The organism is Rhodovulum sp. YNF3179 (assembly GCF_050586465.1).
In the GTDB taxonomy this organism is placed as follows: Bacteria; Pseudomonadota; Alphaproteobacteria; order Rhodobacterales; family Rhodobacteraceae; genus CAJXYS01.
Window position 1 is genome coordinate 288,003 of record NZ_JBOCEG010000001.1, and the last position, 21,520, is coordinate 309,522.

20 protein-coding genes and 1 tRNA gene are annotated in these 21,520 nt (G+C 66.9%); 17 read left to right on the forward strand and 4 right to left on the reverse strand.

The window, feature by feature from the left end; all coding sequences use genetic code 11:
• The 4 genes from ACQ5SP_RS01485 (at position 1) to bchJ (ending at position 4,042) form a co-directional block, all read left to right on the forward strand.
• On the forward strand, positions 1 to 1,179 hold the full coding sequence (locus ACQ5SP_RS01485) for a geranylgeranyl diphosphate reductase (RefSeq protein ID WP_430935694.1): 1,179 nt from the start codon (positions 1 to 3) through the stop codon (positions 1,177 to 1,179).
• Positions 1,176 to 1,691: an isopentenyl-diphosphate Delta-isomerase gene (idi, locus tag ACQ5SP_RS01490; protein WP_430935696.1), complete on the forward strand. Its 516-nt coding sequence runs from the start codon at positions 1,176 to 1,178 to the stop codon at positions 1,689 to 1,691. The genes ACQ5SP_RS01485 and idi overlap by 4 nt, the downstream gene beginning before the upstream one ends.
• A gap of 91 nt (positions 1,692 to 1,782) precedes the next feature.
• Positions 1,783 to 3,438 (forward strand): magnesium-protoporphyrin IX monomethyl ester anaerobic oxidative cyclase, encoded by a 1,656-nt coding sequence (gene bchE, locus ACQ5SP_RS01495; RefSeq protein WP_430935698.1) that lies wholly within the window; start codon positions 1,783 to 1,785, stop codon positions 3,436 to 3,438.
• A gap of 7 nt (positions 3,439 to 3,445) precedes the next feature.
• Positions 3,446 to 4,042: a bacteriochlorophyll 4-vinyl reductase gene (gene bchJ / locus ACQ5SP_RS01500; RefSeq protein WP_430935700.1), complete on the forward strand. Its 597-nt coding sequence runs from the start codon at positions 3,446 to 3,448 to the stop codon at positions 4,040 to 4,042.
• Between the two features lie 38 nt (positions 4,043 to 4,080).
• Here the strand turns inward: bchJ and ACQ5SP_RS01505 are convergent.
• Positions 4,081 to 4,170, reverse strand: a tRNA-Ser gene (locus ACQ5SP_RS01505).
• Between the two features lie 377 nt (positions 4,171 to 4,547).
• Here ACQ5SP_RS01505 and nirK point away from each other — a divergent pair.
• Positions 4,548 to 5,666: a copper-containing nitrite reductase gene (gene nirK, locus ACQ5SP_RS01510; RefSeq protein WP_430935702.1), complete on the forward strand. Its 1,119-nt coding sequence runs from the start codon at positions 4,548 to 4,550 to the stop codon at positions 5,664 to 5,666.
• 74 nt (positions 5,667 to 5,740) lie between these two features.
• Positions 5,741 to 6,526, forward strand: coding sequence for a formylglycine-generating enzyme family protein (locus ACQ5SP_RS01515; protein ID WP_430935704.1), 786 nt, complete (start codon positions 5,741 to 5,743; stop codon positions 6,524 to 6,526).
• Positions 6,527 to 6,887: 361 nt separating this feature from the next.
• Here the strand turns inward: ACQ5SP_RS01515 and ACQ5SP_RS01520 are convergent, their stop codons facing one another.
• The 3 genes from ACQ5SP_RS01520 to ACQ5SP_RS01530 form a co-directional block, all read right to left on the reverse strand.
• On the reverse strand, positions 6,888 to 7,085 hold the full coding sequence (locus ACQ5SP_RS01520) for a Flp family type IVb pilin (protein ID WP_430936259.1): 198 nt from the start codon (positions 7,083 to 7,085) through the stop codon (positions 6,888 to 6,890).
• A gap of 179 nt (positions 7,086 to 7,264) precedes the next feature.
• Positions 7,265 to 7,564: a hypothetical protein gene (locus ACQ5SP_RS01525; protein ID WP_430935706.1), complete on the reverse strand. Its 300-nt coding sequence runs from the start codon at positions 7,562 to 7,564 to the stop codon at positions 7,265 to 7,267.
• Between the two features lie 261 nt (positions 7,565 to 7,825).
• A complete protein-coding gene (locus ACQ5SP_RS01530) occupies positions 7,826 to 8,590 on the reverse strand; it encodes a DeoR/GlpR family DNA-binding transcription regulator (protein ID WP_430935708.1) in 765 nt (254 codons plus the stop codon).
• A gap of 277 nt (positions 8,591 to 8,867) precedes the next feature.
• On the opposite strand from ACQ5SP_RS01530, the gene glpD reads away from it, so the two are divergent.
• The 11 genes from glpD (at position 8,868) to ACQ5SP_RS01585 (ending at position 21,518) form a co-directional block, all read left to right on the forward strand.
• Positions 8,868 to 10,469: a glycerol-3-phosphate dehydrogenase gene (glpD, locus tag ACQ5SP_RS01535; protein ID WP_430935710.1), complete on the forward strand. Its 1,602-nt coding sequence runs from the start codon at positions 8,868 to 8,870 to the stop codon at positions 10,467 to 10,469.
• Positions 10,470 to 10,488: 19 nt separating this feature from the next.
• Positions 10,489 to 11,580, forward strand: a complete 1,092-nt coding sequence (locus tag ACQ5SP_RS01540) for an ABC transporter ATP-binding protein (RefSeq protein WP_430935712.1) — start codon at positions 10,489 to 10,491, stop codon at positions 11,578 to 11,580.
• 11 nt (positions 11,581 to 11,591) lie between these two features.
• Entirely contained in the window at positions 11,592 to 12,695 is a 1,104-nt protein-coding gene (locus ACQ5SP_RS01545) for an ABC transporter ATP-binding protein (protein WP_430935714.1), read from the forward strand.
• Positions 12,695 to 13,567, forward strand: coding sequence for a carbohydrate ABC transporter permease (locus ACQ5SP_RS01550; protein ID WP_430935716.1), 873 nt, complete (start codon positions 12,695 to 12,697; stop codon positions 13,565 to 13,567). The genes ACQ5SP_RS01545 and ACQ5SP_RS01550 overlap by 1 nt, the downstream gene beginning before the upstream one ends.
• Complete coding sequence (locus tag ACQ5SP_RS01555; RefSeq protein ID WP_430935718.1) at positions 13,567 to 14,466, forward strand: carbohydrate ABC transporter permease; 900 nt, start codon at positions 13,567 to 13,569, stop codon at positions 14,464 to 14,466. Before ACQ5SP_RS01550 ends, ACQ5SP_RS01555 begins: the two co-directional genes overlap by 1 nt.
• A gap of 15 nt (positions 14,467 to 14,481) precedes the next feature.
• The gene (locus ACQ5SP_RS01560; protein ID WP_430935720.1) at positions 14,482 to 14,754 is read left to right on the forward strand and encodes a DUF2160 domain-containing protein; all 273 of its coding nucleotides are present in this window, start codon (positions 14,482 to 14,484) and stop codon (positions 14,752 to 14,754) included.
• A gap of 82 nt (positions 14,755 to 14,836) precedes the next feature.
• Complete coding sequence (locus ACQ5SP_RS01565; RefSeq protein ID WP_430935722.1) at positions 14,837 to 16,555, forward strand: ABC transporter substrate-binding protein; 1,719 nt, start codon at positions 14,837 to 14,839, stop codon at positions 16,553 to 16,555.
• A 164-nt stretch (positions 16,556 to 16,719) separates the two neighbouring features.
• Positions 16,720 to 18,207 (forward strand): glycerol kinase GlpK, encoded by a 1,488-nt coding sequence (gene glpK / locus ACQ5SP_RS01570; protein ID WP_430935724.1) that lies wholly within the window; start codon positions 16,720 to 16,722, stop codon positions 18,205 to 18,207.
• A gap of 203 nt (positions 18,208 to 18,410) precedes the next feature.
• On the forward strand, positions 18,411 to 19,667 hold the full coding sequence (locus ACQ5SP_RS01575; protein ID WP_430935726.1) for an ABC transporter substrate-binding protein: 1,257 nt from the start codon (positions 18,411 to 18,413) through the stop codon (positions 19,665 to 19,667).
• Between the two features lie 58 nt (positions 19,668 to 19,725).
• Positions 19,726 to 20,628: a carbohydrate ABC transporter permease gene (locus ACQ5SP_RS01580; protein WP_430935728.1), complete on the forward strand. Its 903-nt coding sequence runs from the start codon at positions 19,726 to 19,728 to the stop codon at positions 20,626 to 20,628.
• Entirely contained in the window at positions 20,625 to 21,518 is an 894-nt protein-coding gene (locus ACQ5SP_RS01585) for a carbohydrate ABC transporter permease (protein ID WP_430935730.1), read from the forward strand. Before ACQ5SP_RS01580 ends, ACQ5SP_RS01585 begins: the two co-directional genes overlap by 4 nt.
• The last annotated feature ends 2 nt before the right edge of the window (positions 21,519 to 21,520 follow it).

Sequence of the window (21,520 nt, forward strand, 5' to 3'; positions counted from 1 at the left end):
ATGTTTGACGTCGTCGTCGTGGGCGGAGGCCCGTCCGGTGCAACAGCCGCAGAAGACCTCGCCCGGTCGGGCCACAACGTGGCGCTCCTGGACCGCGCGGGCCGGATCAAGCCCTGCGGCGGTGCCATTCCGCCGCGCCTGATCGCGGATTTCGACATTCCGGACGCGCAGCTCGTCGCCAGGATCACCACCGCCCGCATGATCTCGCCCACCGGGCGCCAGGTCGACATCCCGATCGAGAACGGCTTCGTGGGCATGGTGGACCGCGAGGATTTCGACGCCTTCCTCCGGGACCGCGCCCAAGGGGCCGGGGCGACGCGCCTGACCGGCACGTTCCAGAGGATCGCGCGCGACGGCGGCACGACCCGCGTGATCTACCGCGACAAGGAGAGCGGGGCCGAACGGGCCGTCGAGACGCGCCTTGTCATCGGGGCCGACGGCGCCCGGTCGCGGGTCGCGCGCGCCGAGGTGCCGGGCGGTGACAGCATTCCCTACGTCATCGCCTATCACGAGATCATCGAGGCACCGGGCAAGGTCGGCGCCTATGACCCGGCGCGCTGCGACGTTGTCTATGACGGCCGGATCTCGCCGGATTTCTACGGCTGGGTCTTCCCGCACGGGAAATCCGCCAGCGTTGGCATGGGGTCCATGGTGCCGGACGTCGATCTCAAGCGGGCGACGGCCGATCTGCGCGCGGCGAGCGGCCTGGCCGATTGCCCGACGATCCGCAAGGAAGGCGCCCCGATCCCGCTGAAGCCGCTCGACCGCTGGGACAATGGTCGCGACGTGGTCCTGGCGGGCGATGCCGCCGGCGTGGTCGCGCCAAGCTCCGGAGAAGGGATCTATTACGCCATGGTCGGCGGGCGCGTGGCGGCCACTGCGGCGGCGGCCTGTCTGGCTTCCGGGCGCGTGCGGGATCTGAAGCTGGCGCGCCAGCTTTTCATGCGCGAGCACAAGACCGTGTTCCGGGTGCTGGCCTCGATGCAGAATGCCTATTACAAGTCGGATGAACGGCGGGAGCGTTTCGTCTCGCTCTGCCATGATGTCGACGTGCAACGGCTGACCTTCGAGGCCTACATGAACAAGAAACTCGTGCGTGCACGCCCGCTGGCGCATCTGAAGATCGGCGTCAAGAACTTGGCGCATCTCGCACGCCTGGTGCCGGCGGCCTACGTATGACCGATCTCATTCCCGCCTGGGTCGAGGGCCGGCTGCAGCCGGTCGAAAAGCTGGAGGCGCATCGCCGCGGCCTGCGGCACAAGGCGGTGTCCGTCTTCGTGATGTGCGGCGACGCGGTGCTGATCCAGCGCCGCGCGCGCGGCAAGTATCACACGCCGGGGCTTTGGGCCAACACCTGCTGCACCCATCCCCGAATGGACGAGGCACCGGCGGCCTGCGCCGAACGCAGGCTGCGAGAAGAACTTGGGATCACCGGGCTGGATCTGTCGCCGCGCGAACAGGTGGAATACCGCGCCGATGTGGGCGGCGGCCTGATCGAGCACGAGGTCGTGGATATTTTCCTCGCGCGGGTGGCGCGGCGCATCCCCGTCAGCCCCAACCCCGACGAGGTGATGGACACCGCCTGGGTCGGGATGGCCGAGTTGTGCGCGCGGACGCGGCGCGACCCGTCGCGCTACACGCCCTGGCTTCGGATTTACCTCGAGGAGCACGCCGCGCAGATTTTCGCGTGACGGCAAGGTCCTGTAAATTTCCGACGCATTGATCTGTGTCAATTAATGTTGACAGATGACGTGCCACCCTTGGGGCAAAGGGGGAGCCGTTATGAAAATCGTCCTGATCCATCCCAACTACCATTCCGGTGGCGCGGAGATCGCCGGGAACTGGCCGCCCGCCTGGGTGGCCTATCTGGCCGGTCCGCTGAAGGAGGCCGGCTATACCGATATCACCTTCATCGATGCGATGACCCACCACATCGGCGAGGACGACCTGCGCGCGCGGATCGCGGCGCTTGCCCCGGATATCGTCGGCTGCACCGCGATCACGCCCTCGATCTACAAGGCCGAGCGCGTGCTGGAGATCGCCAAGGAGGCCGCCCCCGACGCCGTCACGGTGCTGGGCGGGGTGCATGCCACCTTCATGTTCAAGCAGGTTCTCTCGGAAGCCCCGCAGGTCGACGTGATCGTCCGCGGCGAGGGCGAGGAGGTGTTTCTCGATTTCGTCCGTGCCGTCGAGGATGGCCGCTGGCCGGCGGAGCCCAAGCGCATCAAGGGCATCGCCTATAGCGCCGACGGCGAGATCGTGGCCACCGCCGCGGCGCCCACGGTCAAGAACCTCGAGGGCCTGACGCCGGACTGGTCGATCCTCGAATGGGAGAACTACGTCTACATCCCGCTCAACACGCGGCTAGCGATCCCGAGCATGGCCCGGGGCTGCCCGTTTACCTGCTCGTTCTGCTCGCAGTGGAAATTCTGGCGCGACTACCGGGTCCGCGACCCCAAGGCCGTCGTGGACGAGATCGAGGATCTCGTGGAAAACCACGGCGTCGGCTTCTTCATCCTCGCCGACGAGGAACCCACGATCAACAAGCGGAAATTCACCGCCTTCTGCGAAGAACTGATCGCGCGGGGGCTGCCCGAACGGGTCAAATGGGGCATCAACACCCGTGTCACCGACATCCAGCGCGACAAGGAGATGCTGCCGCTCTGGCGGCGCGCGGGCCTCGTCCATGTCAGCCTTGGTACGGAGGCGGCGGCGCAGATGAAGCTCGATCTCTTCAACAAGGAGACCCGCGTCGAGCAGAACAAGGAAGCCATCCGCCTGCTGCGCGAGGCCGACATCTTCACCGAGGCGCAGTTCATCGTCGGGCTCGACAACGAGACCGAGGAAACCCTCGAAGAGACCTACCGTTTCGCGCGCGACTGGAACCCGGATCTCGCCAATTGGACGATGTACACGCCCTGGCCCTTCACGCCGCTCTTCCAGGAACTGGGCGACAAGGTCGAGGTGTTCGACTTCGAGAAGTACAACTTCGTCACCCCGATCATGAAGCCCGATGCGATGGACCGGGCGACGCTGCTCGACCGGGTGATGCACAACTACCGGCGCTTCTACATGAACAAGGCGCTGTTCCATTACCCCTGGCGCGGCACGGGTTTCCGCAGGAAATACCTGCTGGGCTGCCTGAAGGCCTTCGCCAAGGCGGGCTTCGCCCGGACGTTCTACGACCTCGGCAAGGTCGGTTACTGGGGGCCGCAGTCGAAGGAGAAGGTGGACTTCCACTTCGACGACAGCCGCCAGATCGCCGAGGCGCAGATGGCCGACTGGGAAGCCACCGCCGATCGCAAGCGCAAGGCGGCAGAGCGCAAGGCCGCGGTGCGCGACCAGATCAAGGCCGAGAAGGCCCGCCTGGCCGAGATCCAGGCCGGCGCCCGTGCCTGCGGCGGCGAGGACCGCGTCAGCCAAACCCCGGCGGAGTGATCCCGCGATGCCCGGCGAGGGCGCGGGCGTCGCGCGTGTCGGTCCCAACGCGATCACCCAGACCGCCGCGGCGCTGCGCGCCGCGGGCGGCGAGACGCTGGCGCGGACCATGTTCGGGGCCGCCGGCCTGGCTCCCTACCTCTCGGCGCCGCCCGACGAGATGGTGGCAGAGCAAGAGGCCGCCCGCCTTCATGCCGCCATCGCGGCCGGCCTGCCCCCGGCGCAGGCCGCGGCCGTGGCCCGCGATGCGGGGCGGCGGACGGGGGCCTATATCCTCGCCCACAGGATCCCGAAGCCGGTCCAGAAGCTGCTGCGCTGGTTGCCGCCACGGCTTGCCGCGCCGGTGTTGCTCGCGGCGATCCGCCGCCATGCCTGGACCTTCGCCGGCTCGGGGGATGTCACGACCACCGCGGGGCGGCGTCCCGTTCTGACGATCGCCCGAAACCCGCTCGCGACCCCCGGCTGCCCCTGGCACTGCGCCGTACTGGAGACGCTGTTCCGTGCCCTCGTGGCCGCCGACACCCATGTCGAGGAAACGGCATGCTGCGCGACCGGAGCCAGCGCATGCCGTTTCGTTTTCCGGCGCGGCGCGCCGGAGCGGTAAGACCCGACCGGTCACGACGACGGGATCATAGGGGGGGATGGCGGAGACGAAGGGATTCGAACCCTCGAGACGGTTTCCCGTCTACTCCCTTAGCAGGGGAGCGCCTTCGACCACTCGGCCACGTCTCCGCCGACCGATGTAACGGCCGGGCTTCAGGAAAACAAGGCGGAAATTGGCGCCTTTGGACAGGCCGCGCTCAACCCGGAGTCACCCAACCTGCAGAACGCCGCAGGACAGGCGGGGCGCCGTGGCCAATATCGGGAACCTCTGGGGCCGATGGCCACGAACCAGGTCTCTGTCCCGCCGGAGGTTTTGACCCGCGAGAACCGACCGCCAAGATCCCGGGACGTGCCCGAAAAAAATCGTGCGAGACATCGCGTGATGCAATCCATGACGCGTCCCGGCCCCGGGATCGCCCGTGAGTTTGCGAATCCGCAACGTTCTCGGCGGCGTGGTTTCGTAGGTTTTTCGTGACAGTCATCACAGCCGATAAAGGAGTTTGAAGATGCTGACGCGAAGAGCCGCACTTATGGGGGTTGCCGGCGCGGCCGCGGCCCCGATGCTGGCCAGGGCCGCCCGCGCCGAAGAGGCCATGACACCCGTGGCGCCGCCGGCGGACCTGTCCGGTCTGAAGCGCGTCAAGCGGGCCTTGGTGGCCCCGCCCTTCGTCCATGCGCACGAGCAGGTCGCCCCGGCCGCGCCGCGGATCGTCGAGTTCACCATGACGATCGTCGAGAAGGAGATGCAGGTCGACAACGGGGCCTATGTCCAGGCGATGACCTTCGACGGGTCGATGCCGGGTCCGATGATGGTCGTGCACGAGGGCGACTATGTCGAGCTGACGCTGATCAACCCGGCCTCGAACATGATGCCGCACAACATCGACTTCCACTCCGCGACGGGGGCGCTGGGCGGCGGCGCGCTGACCCATGTCAATCCGGGCGAGATGACGGTGCTGCGCTGGAAGGCGACGCGGCCCGGGACCTTCGTCTACCACTGCGCCCCGGGCGGTCCGATGATCCCCTGGCACGTGGTGGCGGGGATGAACGGCGCCATCATGGTGCTGCCGCGCAACGGGCTGAGCGATCACCGGGGCGACCCGGTGCGCTATGACCGGGTCTATTACATCGGCGAGCAGGATCTCTACATCCCGAAGGACGAGACCGGCGCCTACAAGCGCTTCGCGGATGTGGGGTCGAGCTATTTCGAGACCGAGCAGCTGATGAACGGGCTGATCCCGACGCATGTGGTCTTCAACGGTGCGGTGGGCGCGCTGACGGGCGACAAGGCGCTGACCGCGAGGGTCGGCGAGAAGGTGCTCTTCGTCCACAGCCAGGCCAACCGGGACAGCCGCCCGCACCTGATCGGCGGGCATGGTGACCTGGTCTGGGAGGAGGGCAAGTTCAACAACGCCCCGCTCCGCGACCTGGAGACCTGGTTCATCCGCGGCGGCTCGGCGGGGGCGGCGCTCTACGAGTTCCTGCAGCCCGGGGTCTACGCCTATGTGAACCACAACCTCATCGAGGCGGTGAACCTCGGCGCCACGGCCCATGTGAAGGTCGAAGGCGACTGGAACAACGACCTGATGGAACAGGTCGTCGCGCCCAGGGCCATCGGCGCCTGACCCGGCACCGGAGCGGCCACGGCAGGGGGCAGCCGGTCCACCGGCTGTCCCCGAACCTTGCCGGAGGGAGATCCATGAAACTTCTCGCATCGCTGCTTGTCCTGGGGATCGTCTGCCTGCCGTGGCTCGGCTTCGGCGGGGCCGAGCGGACGGGCGCGCGGGCGCCCGGCCCCCGGACGGTTGCCATCCCCGAGGGACAGATCGCCTGGCGCCCGCTCGGCAATTTCAGCCGCGGGGGCAAGCGGGCCACCCCGGCGGCGGCGGCGGTGACGGTCGCGGGGTTCGAGATCATGCAGCACCAGGTCAGCCGCGCCGATTACGCGGCCTGCGTGGCAGACGGGGCCTGCGCGGCGGTGCCGGCCATGGGGGCGGATGACGCGCCGCAGACGCACCTCAACTGGTATGACGCGACCGCCTATGCAGCCTGGCTCGGCGACGAGACCGGCACCGGCTGGCGACTGCCGACGGACGTCGAATGGCAGCGCGCCGCCGCCGAGGTCTTCGGCGAGACGTCACCCCAGGGGGCAGGGGGCGATCCAGGCGCCTGGATGCTGGAGCAGTACGAGGCCGGGGTGCTGCTGCGCGGGCAGGGTGGCCCGGAACGGGGCGCCCGGGGCGTGAACAGCTTCGGCCTGCACGGCATGTCGGACCTGGTCTGGGAATGGACCGCGGGCTGCATGCAGACCGGGAAGCTGGGGGCGGGGGACGTGGTGCGCCAGGCCGAGCCCTATTGCGGGGCCCGCATCGTCGGCGGCCAGCACCAGGCCATCATTATCGACTTCGTCCGCGATGCCAGCGTCGGCGGCTGCGCCGTGGGCCTGCCGCCGGATTACCTCGGCCTCAGGCTCGTCCGGGACTGAGACGGGACGGGGCGACCGGCCGATCGCCGGAACCCGCGCCTGAGCCGCGGCGGATGGCAGGATCGTCGCTTCCCCGCCCGCGCAGGCGAGGCAGGCCCCGGTTTCGGCACAACGCGTGGATGGACGGGGAGTGTCTTTGCGCTCCGCACAGCCGGCCCTGGCGCCCGACGGGGGCGCGAAGACGGGTGCCATGCGATGCCGGCGCATCGGTCCGGCACAGCGCTGCCGCCCGCAACCAGGGACGAGGCGTCGTTTCACGCCGCATCTCATCGGTCGGGGCCGCACATGCGATGGCGGTCGCGCGCAGCGCGTCGCGACGCGCCGCGCGAAGCGGCGCCTTGCCGCGGAACGCCCCGGTCTATCAGAACGAGTAGGCGGTCGTGCTGTAGCCGGACAGGGCGCTGTCGATGTCGGTCGACAGGTTGCCGACGCCACCGGACACGGCGGCCAGAACCGCGATGCCGAGGCCGACGATGGCTGCGGTGAGCACGACCCAGTCCACGGTGACGGCACCGGACTCGTCGGCCTTGAAGGTTTTGATCGCCTGGATCAGTTTCATCATGTTTCTCCAGTTTAGCTCTCTGCGGGGCCACGTCTTTTCATCTTGCATGCGTGGCCTGCCAATGGGGACATATAGCCGTTCAAATACGGCAGGACCGGGGCGCCAATCGTACAATTCAGTAGTGTCTATGCGGCCTTAAAGAGGAAATCGGCCGGGTCCCGCCCCTGTGCGGCACCTTACGACGGGTCGTCCGCCACCGGGTCCCCGGTCGCGTCGTCGCCGGCGAGATCGAAGCCGAAACGCAGGCGGCGCAGCTCCTGCGACGGGCTTACGGAATAGAACACATGCCCCTCGGCGCGCAGCTGGGCCAGCTGGCTGTAGGCATTCACGGCGTCGCGGACGATGACGACGGGATCCGCGCTGTGGGTGTAGCGCGCGTTCTCCTCGATCGCCTTCATCGCGTCGGGCCCGATCATCAGCCGGTAGCCCTGCGGCGTGGTCTCGGTCGGTTCGGGGGTCTGGATGTCGTCGGTCATGCGGATACTCTTCACTTGTTCACGGGAGGCCGGACGCGCCTTGCCCCCGTCCGGGGCGTCCGGTCGATGCGTGGCTGATGCGCGGGGCAGGGATGGCCGCCCTTGCGGCACTTGCGGGAATACCTCACGCGGGAACCTCTTACACAGACCGTTCGCCGCCACGACGGGCCGCGTCCTGGGGCCAGTATGCCGCAGGGCGCCAGCCGGCGCCACGGGCGATTTGACTCTCGTTTTCCGAAATTTCGCCGGGGGTGGGCGCGCTCAGTCCCCGGCGGTGACGATCCGCGTTCCCCAGCCGTCGCAGAGGGCACGGACCGGGTCGGGCGGCGGCGCGTCCGTGAAGAAGGTGTCGATCTCCTCGAGCGACGCGATGCGGACCGGGGCGCTGCGCGAGAATTTCGACGAGTCGGCCACGAGGCAGGATCGCCGCGCCTGCCGGATGACGGCCTGGGTCACGCGCACCTCGCGGTAATCGTAGTCGAGAAGGTCGCCATCCTCGTCCAGCGCCGAGGCGCCGATCACCCCGAAATCCACCTTGAACTGGCGCACCATGTCCACGGTGACGTCGCCCACCAGGCCGCCATCGGCCCGGCGCAGCACGCCGCCTGCCACGATCACCTCGCAGTCGGGGTTCGCGGCGAGCGTGTTGGCCACGTTGATGTTGTTGGTGATCACCATCAGGTTCCGGTGTTCTAGCAGGGCGCGGGCGACGGCCTCTGTCGACGTGCCGATGTTCAGAAAGACCGAGGCGTTGTCGGGGATCGTCGCCGCACAGGCGCGTGCGATCCGTTCCTTGGCCTCTGTGTTGAGCTGGCGGCGTTCCTCGTAGCCGATATTTGTGACGCCGGAGGGCAGGATCGCGCCGCCATAGACGCGGGTCAGTCGCCCGGCGTCGCAAAGCTCGGTCAGATCCCGCCGGATCGTCTGGACGGTGACACCGAAATGCACGGCGAGATCCTCGACCACGACCTGACCGGTTCGTTTCGCGATGTCGAGGATTTCGGTCTGTCTGAAATTCTGCGCCATCCGCCCCTCCTTGCGTGAAATCATACCCGAACATATCAGAAAGGAAAGTCTGCGCGGCTCTCGGCCCGATTCCGCGGAGCTTCGGAACCGGAAACCGGGCCGATCCGACCCCGTTTACCAGGGCGAGCGGTTACCTGGCTCAAAAAAATAGCGCTTATTTTCAGGGGTTTGGAGCGGTTTCTGTTCGATAATTTTCGTTATCTCCTGATAAGCTTGACAGAACGAACATTTTAGAACACGGTTTCTGTGTCACTGATGTGACAAAGGGAGGAGCATCGTGCACGAAGGAGCTGCCGCATCGGCGCCCCTGGACCTGTTCGTGATCGGCGGGGGCATCAACGGCTGCGGGATCGCCCGCGACGCCGCGGGGCGTGGCCTGTCGGTGGCGCTGGCCGAGCAGGGGGACCTGGCGCAGGCCACGTCGTCTTCCTCGACCAAGCTCTTCCATGGCGGGCTGCGGTATCTCGAGTATTTCGAGTTCCGCCTCGTGCGCGAGGCGCTGGTCGAGCGCGAGACCCTGCTGCGGGCCATGCCGCATATTTCCTGGCCGCTGCGCTTCGTGCTGCCCTACCACCCCGAGATGCGCTTCGACAGCGATACGCCGACGTCGCGGCTGCTGTCCTTCGCGATGCCGTGGATGAAGGGCCGCCGGCCGGCCTGGCTGATCCGCCTCGGGCTCTTTCTCTACGACCATCTCGGCGGGCGGAAGATCCTGCCGGGCACCCGGACGCTGGACCTGACCCGCGATCCGGCAGGGCGCGCGCTGCAGGACAAGTTCCGCCGCGCCTACGAGTATTCCGATTGCTGGGTCGAGGATTCCCGGCTGGTGGTGCTGAACGCCCGCGATGCCGAAGCGCGCGGGGCCGAGATCATGACCCGCACCCGGGTCGCCAGCGCCGCCCGCGACGGCGATCTCTGGCGCGTGAGCCTCGAGGGACCGCAGGGGCGCCGGGACGTCTGGGCGCGCGCGCTGGTCAACGCGGGCGGTCCCTGGGTCGGCAACGTGATCCGCAACACGGTGCGCATAAACTCGAGCGAGAACGTGCGGCTGGTGCGCGGCAGCCACATCGTGACGCGCAAGCTCTTCGATCACGACAAGTGCTATTTCTTCCAGGGCACCGACGGGCGGATCATCTTCGCGATCCCCTACGAGACGGATTTCACCCTCATCGGGACGACCGACAAGGATCACCAGGGTGCCCCTTCCGAGGCGGTCTGCACGCCCGAGGAGCAGGACTACCTCTGCAATTTCGCCAGCCAGTATTTCGCGCAGCCCGTCACCCGCGACGATATCGTCTGGACCTATTCCGGCGTGCGCCCGCTTTACGATGACGGGGCGAGCTCGGCCACCGCGGCGACGCGCGACTACGTGCTGTCGCTCGACACCAACGGGCCGGCGCCGCTGCTGAACGTGTTCGGCGGCAAGATCACGACCTATCGCCGCCTGGCCGAGGCCGCGCTGGCCAAGCTCGTGCCCTTCTTCCCGGCCGCGCGCGGCGACTGGACCGCCGGGGTCGCGTTGCCCGGGGGCGACTTCGCCGTCGACGGCGTCGCGGACAGGATCGCCGGGCTCAGGACCCGCTATCCGTTCCTGACGAAATACTGGGCCGGCCGGCTGGTGCACGCCTATGGCACGGAGGCCGAGGCGATGCTGGGCGATGCGGCCGATGCCGCGGAGCTGGGCGAGGATTTCGGCGCCACGCTGACCGCACGGGAAGTGGCGTGGCTCATGGACAAGGAATATGCCCGGAGTGCGGAGGACGTGCTCTGGCGGCGGACGAAACTGGGGCTGCGGCTCGACACCGAGGCCGCCGACCGGCTGGACGCATGGATGCAGGCGCGCGGCGCGGATGCCCGGCTCGGCGCGGTGGCCGAGTGAAGGGCCCGGGAGGACGAGGATGACACTGACACTGGACGGCGTATCGAAACAGGTGGGCGGGGCGACCCATATCTATCCGATCGACCTGACGCTCGAGCGCGGCACGATGAACGTGCTTCTGGGCCCCACCCTGGCGGGGAAGACCTCGCTGATGCGTCTGATGGCGGGGCTCGACAAGCCGGCGACGGGCCGGATTCTGTGGGACGGGCAGGACGTGACCGGCATGCGCGTGCAGGACCGCAAGGTCGCCATGGTCTACCAGCAGTTCATCAATTACCCGTCGCTGTCCGTCTACGAGAACATCGCATCGCCGCTGAAGCTGATGGGCAAGCCCAGGGCAGAGATCGAGGCGGCCGTGAAGAAGACCGCCGATCTGATGAAGCTGACGCCGATGCTGGGGCGCAAGCCGCTGGAACTGTCGGGCGGCCAGCAGCAGCGCTGCGCGCTGGCGCGGGCGCTGGTCAAGGACGCGGGGCTCGTCCTGCTCGACGAGCCGCTCGCCAATCTCGACTACAAGCTGCGCGAGGAACTCCGCGCCGAGATCCCGCGCATCTTCGAGGAATCCGGCGCGATCTTCGTCTACGCCACGACCGAGCCGGAAGAGGCGCTGCTGCTCGGTGGGAATACCGCGACCCTGTGGGAAGGCCGGATCACCCAGTTCGGATCCACACCCGAAGTCTATCGCCGCCCGGCCGACGCGACGACCGCGCGGGTCTTCTCGGACCCGCCGATGAACTTCCTTCAGATATCGAAGGCCGGCACCCGGTTGCTATTCGGCGACGGCCAGGCGGTCGAGGCCGCCGGCAAGCTGGCCGAACTGCCCGACGGGCGCTACACCGCCGGCTTCCGCCCGAACCATCTCGAGATCGACCGGCACACGGATGCGGCGCTGGAGTTCCGCTGCACGCTGGCCGTGACCGAGATCACCGGCTCCGAAACCTTCGTGCATCTCGATCATGCCGGGGAGCGCTGGGTCGGGCTGGTGCACGGCGTGCGCGAGTTGACACCGGGGAGCGTGCTGCCGGCCTATCTCGACCCGACCCATGTCTACGTCTTCGACGCCGAAGACGGGTCGCTGGTCGCACCTGCATCCTACGCGCTGGCGGCCTGAGGGAGGCAAGAATGGCAAAGATCACGCTCTCGAACCTGGCGCATTCCTACCTGCCCGATCCCGCGGGCGAGGAGGACTACGCGCTGAAGGAACTGGATCATGTCTGGGAGGACGGAAAGGCCTACGCCCTTCTCGGGGCGTCTGGCTGCGGAAAGTCCACCCTGCTGAACATCATCTCGGGCCTTCTGCATCCGAGCCGCGGGCGCATCCTGTTCAACGATCACGACGTCACCGATCAGCCGACCGCGGCGCGCAACATCGCGCAGGTGTTCCAGTTCCCGGTCGTCTACGACACCATGAGCGTGCGCGAGAACCTCGCCTTTCCGCTCAAGAACCGCGGCGCGGCGGCGAGCTACGTGCATGACAGGGTGCAGGCCATCGCCCAGATGATCGGCATGGAGCACGAGCTCGACCGCAAGGCGCGCGGGCTGACGGCCGACGCCAAGCAGAAGATCAGCCTCGGGCGCGGGATGGTCCGCGAAGACGTCAACGCGATCCTCTTCGACGAGCCGCTGACCGTCATCGACCCGCATATGAAGTGGGAGCTGCGCACCCAGCTGAAATCGCTGCACCAGGACTTCGGTCACACGATGATCTACGTCACCCACGACCAGACGGAGGCGCTGACCTTCGCCGACCAGGTCGTGGTGATGCATGACGGTCGCGTGGTGCAGATGGGCACGCCCGAGGAACTGTTCCAGCGCCCGGCCCATACCTTCGTGGGATATTTCATCGGTTCGCCGGGCATGAACCTGCTCGACGCCAAGATCGACGGCCGCCGCGGCTACGTGGACGGCATCGAAATCGACCTCGGCGCCGCCTATGGCGCGCCCGTGGGCCGGGTTCAGATCGGTATCCGGCCCGAATTCGTGCAGCTGACCGACGCGGCGGACGGGCTTCCCGTGAATATTCGCCGGGTGGAGGATGTCGGCCGGCACCGGATCGTCCGTGCCGATTTCTTCGGAACCGAGATCAACATCGTGGTGCCCGAAGACAAGCCGATCGGGGCCGACATGAACCGGCTCGCCTTGGATCCGGCCGGCATCAACGTCTATGTCAACGACTGGCGCCTGGCCCCCGAGGCCGCGCCCGGTCCCGTGGGGGAGGCCGCGTGATGGAAAAGACGGTCAATCACAAGGCCTGGTTCCTGGTCCTGCCGGTTCTCGTGCTGGTGGCGTTCTCGGCGATCATTCCGCTGATGACGGTGGTCAACTACTCGGTCCAGGACAGCTTCGGGCAGAACCAGTTCTTCTGGGCCGGGCTCGTCTGGTTCGAGGAGATCCTGACCTCGGAACGGATGCACAACGCGCTGGGGCGCCAGGCGGCCTTCACGGCGATCATCCTGGCGATCCAGGTGCCGCTTGGCATCTTCGTCGCGCTCAACATGCCGAAGAAGGGCTTCTGGGCCACCTTCTGCCTGGTGCTGATGTCGCTGCCGCTGCTGATCCCATGGAACGTGGTGGGCACGATCTGGCAGATCTTCGGCCGCGTCGATATCGGCCTTCTCGGGCGCACGCTCGACTCGCTCGGGATCGACTACAATTACACGCAGGACGCGCTGGACGCCTGGGTCACGCTGATCGTGATGGATGTCTGGCACTGGACGTCGCTGGTCGCGCTGCTGGCCTTCGCCGGGCTGAAATCCATCCCCGACGCCTATTACCAGGCCGCCAAGATCGACCAGGCCAGCCGCTGGAAAGTCTTCTGGTACATCGAGTTGCCAAAGATGCGGGGCGTGCTGACCATCGCGATCCTGCTGCGCTTCATGGACAGCTTCAAGATCTATACCGAACCCTTCGTGGTAACCGGCGGCGGTCCCGGCAATGCGACGACGTTCCTGTCGATCGACCTCGTCAAGATGGCGCTCGGGCAGTTCGACCTCGGACCGGCGGCGGCCTTCTCGATCATGTATTTCCTCGTGATCCTGGCGATCAGCTGGGTGTTCTACACCGTGATGACCAATCTCGACAAAGAGGGGGGCCAGTGATGTCCGACAGCAGGTCCACCGCCGCGGCGCCCGGTGCCGCCGGGATCCCCGGCGATCTCGGGGCGTCCCGCACCGGCGCCCGCGCCCGCAGCCGTTTCGTGCCGAAGGGCTCGACCGTGGTGATGACGCTCTACCTCGTCTTCCTGCTCCTGCCGATCTACTGGCTCCTGAACATGAGCCTGAAGACGAACACCGAGATCCTGAACACCTTCTCTCTCTGGCCGCAGGACCTGACCTTCGCCAACTACATGGTGATCTTCACCGACCCGAGCTGGTACTGGGGCTATATCAACTCGATCATCTACGTCACGATGAACACGGTGATCTCGGTCGCGGTGGCGCTGCCGGCGGCCTATGCCTTCAGCCGGTACCAGTTCCTGGGCGACAAGCACCTGTTCTTCTGGCTGCTGACCAACCGGATGGCCCCGCCGGCGGTCTTCGCGCTGCCCTTCTTCCAGCTCTACAGCTCTGTCGGGCTGTTCGACACGCATATCGCCGTGGCCCTGGCGCACACGCTTTTCAACGTGCCGCTCGCGGTCTGGATCCTCGAGGGCTTCATGCGCGGCGTACCGAAGGAAATCGACGAGACCGCCTATATCGACGGCTACAGCTTCGGGCGGTTCTTCGTGCGGATCTTCATGCCACTCATCGCCAGCGGCATCGGCGTCGCGGCCTTCTTCTGCTTCATGTTTTCCTGGGTGGAACTGCTGCTGAGCCGCACGCTGACCAGCGTCGACGCCAAGCCCATCGCGGCGACCATGACCCGCACGGTGTCGGCCTCGGGGCTGGACTGGGGCGTGCTGGCCGCGGCGGGCGTGCTGACCATCGTGCCCGGCGCGCTCGTGATCTACTTCGTCCGCAACTACATCGCCAAGGGCTTCGCCCTGGGCCGGGTCTGAGGGAGGAACCGACCGATGGAATGGATGGCATGGACCTGGCCGACAGCGATCTTCTTTCTCGTGATCGCGTCGCTGCTGGCACTCTTCACGATCCTGGGGATCAAGTATCCTGAAACGCCGCGCATGGGTGTCCTGCGTATCGAGACGACCCGTGGCGACCGGCTGTTCATCACGCTTCTGGGCTCGGCCTTCATCAACCTGGCCTGGCTCGGGCTGGTCAGCGCACCGCAATGGGGTGCGCTGATCGTCTGCCTTCTCTATGCCGCGGCGGTCTTTCGCTGGGTCTAGGGGAGCAAGAAACGCGGCCGGTCACCGGCAAGAGATCCCGGCCGCGGTGAAACCTTGGGTTCTCATTATGGGAGGAAACTTAATGAACCTACATCTGAAAACAACGACGGCGCTGAGCCTGGCGTTCGCGGTCTTCGCGACGCCCGCTCTGTCCGGCATGGAAGAGGCGCGCGAGTTCCTCGACACCGAGATCGGCGATCTCTCGACGCTCAGCCGCGCCGAACAGGAAGCCGAGATGCAGTGGTTCGTCGATGCCGCCGAACCGTTCCAGGGCATGGACATCACGGTGGTCTCCGAGACCATCACGACCCATGAATACGAGGCCAAGGTGCTGGCCCCGGCCTTCTCGGCGATCACCGGGATCAACGTGACCCACGACCTGATCGGCGAGGGCGACGTCGTCGAGAAGCTGCAGACGCAGATGCAGTCCGGCCAGAATATCTATGACGGCTGGATCAACGATGCCGACCTGATCGGCACGCATTGGCGCTACCAGCAGGTGCGCAACCTGACCGACTGGATGGCCGGCGAGGGCGCCGACGTCACCAGCCCGACGCTGGATCTCGACGATTTCATCGGCACCTCCTTCGCGACCGGCCCCGACGGCAAGCTCTACCAGCTGCCCGACCAGCAGTTCGCGAACCTCTACTGGTTCCGCCACGACTGGTTCACCGACCCGGACATCAAGGCCGAGTTCGAGGCCGCTTATGGCTACGAGCTGGGCGTGCCGGTCAACTGGTCGGCCTACGAGGACATCGCCGAGTTCTTCACCGGCCGCGAGATCGACGGCCAGGAAGTCTACGGCAACATGGACTACGGCAAGAAGGACCCGTCGCTCGGCTGGCGCTACACCGACGCGTGGATGTCGATGGCCGGCATGGGCTCCACCGGCGAGCCGAACGGCTTCCCCGTCGACGAATGGGGCATCCGCGTCAACGACGACTACCAGCCCGTCGGCTCCTGCGTGGACCGCGGCGGCGCCACCAACTCGCCTGCGGCCGTCTACGCGATCGACAAGGCGGTCAAGTGGCTGCAGGACTACGCGCCGCCCGCCGCCGCCGGCATGACCTTCTCCGAGGCCGGCCCGGTGCCCGCGCAGGGCGGTATCGCCCAGCAGGCCTTCTGGTACACGGCGTTCACCGCCGACATGGTCAAGGACGGCCTGCCGGTCGTGAACGAGGACGGCACGCCGAAATGGCGCATGGCCCCGAACCCCAAGGGAGCCTATTGGGAAGAGGGCATGAAGGTCGGCTACCAGGACGCCGGATCGTGGACGCTGATGAAATCCACCCCCGTGGATCGTGCCAAGGCCGCCTGGCTCTACGCGCAGTTCGTCACCTCCAAGACGGTTGACCTGAAGAAGAGCCACGAGGGTCTGACCTTCATCCGCGAGAGCACCATCGATCACGAGAGCTTCACCGAGCGTGCGCCGAAGCTCGGCGGCCTGGTCGAGTTCTACCGCTCGCCGGCGCGCGTGCGCTGGTCGGATACCGGTCTGAACGTGCCGGACTACCCGAAGCTGGCGCAGCTGTGGTGGCAGAACATCGGCGACGCCATGTCGGGGGCCAAGACCTCCGAAGAGGCGCTGACCGCGCTCTGCGAAGCGCAGGAAGAGGTGCTCGCGCGGCTCGAACGGGCCGGTATCCAGGGTGACCTGGGCCCGGTGCTTAACGAGGAGCGTGACGCCGAGTACTGGCTCAGCCAGCCCGGCTCGCCGAAGCCGAAGCTCGAGAACGAGGACCCGGAGCCTGTCACGGTGAGCTACGAAGAACTCATCCAGTCCTGGCAGGACGAAGGCTGATCCTCCCTCCCTGGTCGGGGCCTTCGGGCCCCGGCCGCTTTGTTTACACCTACACGCGGATCGGTTCAGATGGGCCAGTCGCCGATCCGCGGTCGCGGGGGTGGTTTCGCAAGCGGCCACCCCCGCACAGTTTCGGCAGGTTCTTCTAGACGGGATCCAGGCGCATGACCCATATCCTCGCCATCGATCAGGGCACCACCTCGAGCCGCGCGATCGTCTTCGACGGGCAGATGAACATCACCGCCGTGGCGCAGGAGGAATTCGCCCAGCACTACCCGCGCAGCGGCTGGGTGGAACACGACCCGGCGGATCTCTGGTCGACGACGGCCGGGACCTGCCGCGAAGCGATCGAGCGCGCCGGCATCGCGCCCGCGGACATCGCCGCCATCGGGATCACGAACCAGCGCGAGACGACGCTTGTCTGGGACCGGGCCACCGGCCAGCCGATCCACAATGCCATCGTCTGGCAGGATCGCCGCACCGCGGATATCTGTGCCGGCCTGCGTGCCGCCGGGCACGAGGCGGAGATCACCCGCAAGACCGGCCTTCTGGCCGATCCCTATTTCTCGGGCACCAAGCTCAAATGGCTGCTCGACACCGTCGAGGGCGCCCGCGCACGGGCCGAGCGGGGCGAGCTTCTGTTCGGAACCGTCGACAGCTACCTGATCTGGAAACTCACCGGGGGTGCGGCGCATGTGACCGACGCCACCAACGCCGCGCGCACCATGCTCTACAACATCCGCACGGGCGAATGGGATGCCGGGATCTGCGCGATCCTCGGGATTCCCATGGCGATGCTGCCCGAGGTCAAGGACTGCGCGGCCGAGTTCGGCCGCACCCGCGCCGATCTCTTCGGCCGCGAGATCCCGATCCTCGGCGTGGCCGGCGACCAGCAGGCGGCGACGGTCGGCCAGGCCTGTTTCACCCCCGGGATGCTCAAATCCACCTACGGCACCGGATGCTTTGCCCTGCTCAACACCGGCACCGAGCTCGTCGAGAGCCGCAACCGGCTGCTCGGCACCATTGCCTACCAGCTGGACGGCAAGCCGGCCTATGCGCTCGAGGGATCGATCTTCATCGCCGGCGCGGTGGTCCAGTGGCTGCGCGACGGGCTGAAGATCATCCGCGAGGCCGCCGAGACCCAGCCGCTGGCCGAGGCCGCGGATGACGGGCAGTCGGTGATCCTGGTGCCCGCCTTCACCGGGCTGGGCGCCCCCTACTGGAACCCCGAGTGCCGTGGCGCGGTCTATGGCCTGACGCGGAATTCGGGCCCCGCCGAACTGGCGCGCGCCGCGCTCGAGAGCGTGGGCTACCAGACCCGCGACCTCGTCGAGGCGATGACGGCCGACTGGCAGAGCGCGTCCGGCGGCGAGGTGCTGCGTGTCGATGGCGGCATGACCGCCAGCGACTGGGCGATGCAGTTCCTGGCCGATATCCTCGGCGCGCCGGTCGACCGGCCCGCTGTCCTGGAGACCACGGCGCTGGGCGCGGCCTGGCTTGCCGGGATGCGCGCCGGCGTCTATCCCGGCCCGGACGAGTTCGCCCGGGGATGGGCCCTGGAGCGGCGTTTCGAACCGCGGATGGCAGACGCCGCCCGCGACGCGAAATACGCGGCCTGGGCGCGCGCGGTGCAGGCGACCATGACCGTCTGACCCGCCCGGCCGCGGCGCCCGCGCATTGACTAAAGTCAAATTTCCGACTCAGTTTCCGTGTTACCGTCGCTCGCGTGGGTAACGAGTTTGGGCGAGACGGACCGGAGGAGGACAAGGTCCGCCGTCCCGCGTAATCCATTCTTTGACGGGATTTCGGAGCCTGTGCGCGTTGCGCCCCGCTCCGATATGGGAGGAGCTGACTCATGTATCGTTTCAACAGAATTATTGCGGCCACGGCGCTGGCCGGAACCGCCTGGTGCGGGGCCGTGCAGGCCCAGGGCACCGTCGAGGTCCTGCATTGGTGGACATCCGGCGGCGAAGCCAAGGCCGTCGGCGAACTCAAGAACGCTTTCGAGGAGCGCGGCGGCGAATGGATCGACTCGCCCATCGCGGGCGGCGGCGGCGACGCGGCGATGACCGCGCTGCGCGCCCGGGTCGTGTCGGGCAAGCCGCCCACCGCCGTTCAGCTCAAGGGGCCCGGGATCCAGGAATGGGCCGAGCAGGGCGCGCTCAACGACGTCGAGACCGTGGCCGGGGAAGAAAACTGGGACCAGGTCCTGCCGCCCGCGCTCGCCGGGATCATGAAATACGAGGGCGACTACGTCGCGGCGCCGGTGAACATTCACCGCGTGGACTGGATCTGGGCGAATCCCGACGTGCTGGAAGAGGCCGGCGTGGACGCGATGCCGACCACCTGGGCGGAGTTCAACGCCGCCGCCGACAAGGTCGAGGCCGCCGGCAAGATCGCACTGGCCCATGGCGGACAGCCCTGGCAGGACGCCACGATCTTCGAGGTGGTCGTGCTGGGCGTCGGCGGGCCGGAATTCTTCCGCGACGCCCTGGTCGATCTGGACCAGGAGGCGCTGACCAGCGACACGATGGTCGCCTCCTTCGAACAGCTCCGCAAGCTTCGCGGCTATGTCGATCCGAATTTCTCGGGCCGCGACTGGAACCTGGCCACGGCGATGGTGATGCGCGGCGATGCCGCGTTCCAGATCATGGGCGACTGGGCCAAGGGCGAGTTCCTGGCGGCCGGCAAGGTCCCGGGCGAGGATTTCCTCTGCGCCGCGGCACCCGGTGACGGCTTCGTGCTGAACTCCGACAGCTTCACCTTCTTCAAGGTGTCGGGCGAAGAGCGGCTGCAGGGCCAGCAGGTTCTGGCAAGCCTCATCATGTCGCCGGGGTTCCAGGAAACCTTCAACCTTGCGAAGGGCTCGATCCCGGCGCGCACCGACGTGGCGCTCGACAAGTTCGACATGTGCGCCAAGCGCTCGCATGACGATCTCGTCGCCGCCATCGAGGGCGACACGCTGGTGCCGTCCATGGCGCATGAAATGGCGGTGCCGCGGTCGGTGCGGGGCGAGTTTCTCGATCTCGTGACGGAGTTCTTCAACTCCGACATGAGCGCGGAAGACGCGACCCAGAGCCTGGCCGAGGCCGTGACGCGCGCCCAGCAGTGACCCGGACCAAGCCTAGCCGGGGCGGTCTCGTGACCGCCCCGGACCGACCGGGGGGGCGATGACCGACCGCACGGGCACATTACAGAGGATCGGCCGCCTGCTCGAACGGCGCCTGCCGATGATCGTGGTCTCTCCGCTTTTCGCGGCGAGCCTCTTTTTCGTCTACGGCTTCATCGTCTGGACGGCCTATATCTCGCTGACCAAGTCCGGCGTCATGCCGGTCTACGAATTCGACGGGCTGGCACAGTATGTCCGGCTCTGGTCGACGCCGCGCTGGTACGTGGCGATCGAGAACCTTTTCGTGTTCTCGGCCCTTTTCATCGGGATCAGCATGGCGATCGGGATCTTCCTCGCGGTGCTGCTCGATCAGCGGGTCCGGGCCGAAGGCGTGATCCGCACCATTTATCTCTATCCCATGGCGCTGTCCTTCATCGTCACGGGCACGGTCTGGAAATGGATCCTGAACCCCGGCCTCGGCGTCGAACGGCTGATGCGCGAGGCGGGCTTCGAGTCCTTCACCTTCGACTGGCTGGTGAACTCGGACATGGCGATCTACACGGTGGTGATCGCGGCGGTCTGGCAATCCTCGGGCTACGCGATGGCGCTGTTCCTGGCCGGTCTGCGCTCGGTCGATGACGAGGTGCTCAAGGCCGCGGCCATCGACGGCGCCGGGCCGTGGCGGACCTATACGGGCATCATTCTGCCGATGCTGCGGCCGGTCTTCCTGTCCACGGTGATCATCCTGGCCCATCTCGCGATCAAGAGCTTCGACCTGGTGATCGCGCTGACCGGCGGGGGACCGGGCTACGCCACCGACATGCCGGCGACCTTCATGTATTCCTTCGCCTTCCAGCGCAGCGAACTGGGTGTCGCGGCGGCGTCGGCCACCATGATGCTGATGACGATCTGCGCGATCATCGTACCCTATCTCTACTCGGAACTCAGGAAGACAGGCGAATGAAGCAACGGCGGATCAGCGGCATCGTACAGCCGAGCGGTCTCGGCCCGCGCCTCATGCGGCTCCTGCTCTTCGCGGTGTTGGGGCTGTTCTGCCTCTATTACCTCATCCCGCTCATCGTGATGATCTCGACCTCGCTGAAGTCGCTGGAGGAGATCCGCCTGGGCACGCTGCTGAGCCTGCCGCGCGATATCACCTTCGACGCCTGGGCCAAGGCCTGGGACTCGGCCTGTGTGGGCGTGCGCTGCGACGGGCTGAAGCCGTATGTCTGGAACTCGGTGATGATGACCGTGCCGGCGGTGTTCATCTCGACGCTGCTCGGCGCGCTGAACGGCTACGCGCTGACGAAATGGCGTTTTCCCGGCGCCGACTGGATCTTCGCGCTGATGCTGTTCGGCGCGTTCATTCCCTTCCAGGTGATCCTGCTGCCGATGGCGCGGACGCTGGGCTACCTGGGCCTGGCCGGCACGGTGCCGGGGCTGATCCTGGTGCATACGGTCTACGGGCTGGCCTTCACGACGCTCTTTTTCCGCAACTTCTTCATCGGTGTCTCCGACGGCATCATCCAGGCCGCCAAGATCGACGGGGCGGGGTTCTTCCGGATCTTCTTCGGGATCGTGCTGCCGATGGCCATCCCGGCGATCGTGGTCACGGTGATCTGGCAGTTCACGCAGATCTGGAACGATTTCCTGTTCGGGGTCGCCTTCACCATCGGGGATTCGAACCCGGTGACGGTGGCGCTGAACAACGTGGTGAACACCTCGACGGGGGTGAAGGAATACAATGTCGACATGGCCGCGGCGATCATCGCCGCGCTGCCGACGCTGGCGGTCTACGTGATCGCGGGGGCGTATTTCGTGCGGGGCCTGTCGGCCGGGGCAGTGAAGGGATAACG

Coding starts and splice junctions, on each gene's coding strand:
- ACQ5SP_RS01530 (WP_430935708.1), bottom strand. CDS start 8,590: ATGGCGCAGAATTTCAGACAGACCGAAATCCTCGACATCGCGAAACGA.
- ACQ5SP_RS01550 (WP_430935716.1), top strand. CDS start 12,695: ATGGAAAAGACGGTCAATCACAAGGCCTGGTTCCTGGTCCTGCCGGTT.
- bchJ (WP_430935700.1), top strand. CDS start 3,446: ATGCCCGGCGAGGGCGCGGGCGTCGCGCGTGTCGGTCCCAACGCGATC.
- ACQ5SP_RS01485 (WP_430935694.1), top strand. CDS start 1: ATGTTTGACGTCGTCGTCGTGGGCGGAGGCCCGTCCGGTGCAACAGCC.
- nirK (WP_430935702.1), top strand. CDS start 4,548: ATGCTGACGCGAAGAGCCGCACTTATGGGGGTTGCCGGCGCGGCCGCG.
- ACQ5SP_RS01555 (WP_430935718.1), top strand. CDS start 13,567: ATGTCCGACAGCAGGTCCACCGCCGCGGCGCCCGGTGCCGCCGGGATC.
- ACQ5SP_RS01545 (WP_430935714.1), top strand. CDS start 11,592: ATGGCAAAGATCACGCTCTCGAACCTGGCGCATTCCTACCTGCCCGAT.
- ACQ5SP_RS01540 (WP_430935712.1), top strand. CDS start 10,489: ATGACACTGACACTGGACGGCGTATCGAAACAGGTGGGCGGGGCGACC.
- glpK (WP_430935724.1), top strand. CDS start 16,720: ATGACCCATATCCTCGCCATCGATCAGGGCACCACCTCGAGCCGCGCG.
- ACQ5SP_RS01525 (WP_430935706.1), bottom strand. CDS start 7,564: ATGACCGACGACATCCAGACCCCCGAACCGACCGAGACCACGCCGCAG.
- ACQ5SP_RS01515 (WP_430935704.1), top strand. CDS start 5,741: ATGAAACTTCTCGCATCGCTGCTTGTCCTGGGGATCGTCTGCCTGCCG.
- ACQ5SP_RS01565 (WP_430935722.1), top strand. CDS start 14,837: ATGAACCTACATCTGAAAACAACGACGGCGCTGAGCCTGGCGTTCGCG.
- ACQ5SP_RS01575 (WP_430935726.1), top strand. CDS start 18,411: ATGTATCGTTTCAACAGAATTATTGCGGCCACGGCGCTGGCCGGAACC.
- ACQ5SP_RS01520 (WP_430936259.1), bottom strand. CDS start 7,085: ATGAAACTGATCCAGGCGATCAAAACCTTCAAGGCCGACGAGTCCGGT.
- ACQ5SP_RS01560 (WP_430935720.1), top strand. CDS start 14,482: ATGGAATGGATGGCATGGACCTGGCCGACAGCGATCTTCTTTCTCGTG.
- ACQ5SP_RS01580 (WP_430935728.1), top strand. CDS start 19,726: ATGACCGACCGCACGGGCACATTACAGAGGATCGGCCGCCTGCTCGAA.
- ACQ5SP_RS01585 (WP_430935730.1), top strand. CDS start 20,625: ATGAAGCAACGGCGGATCAGCGGCATCGTACAGCCGAGCGGTCTCGGC.
- bchE (WP_430935698.1), top strand. CDS start 1,783: ATGAAAATCGTCCTGATCCATCCCAACTACCATTCCGGTGGCGCGGAG.
- idi (WP_430935696.1), top strand. CDS start 1,176: ATGACCGATCTCATTCCCGCCTGGGTCGAGGGCCGGCTGCAGCCGGTC.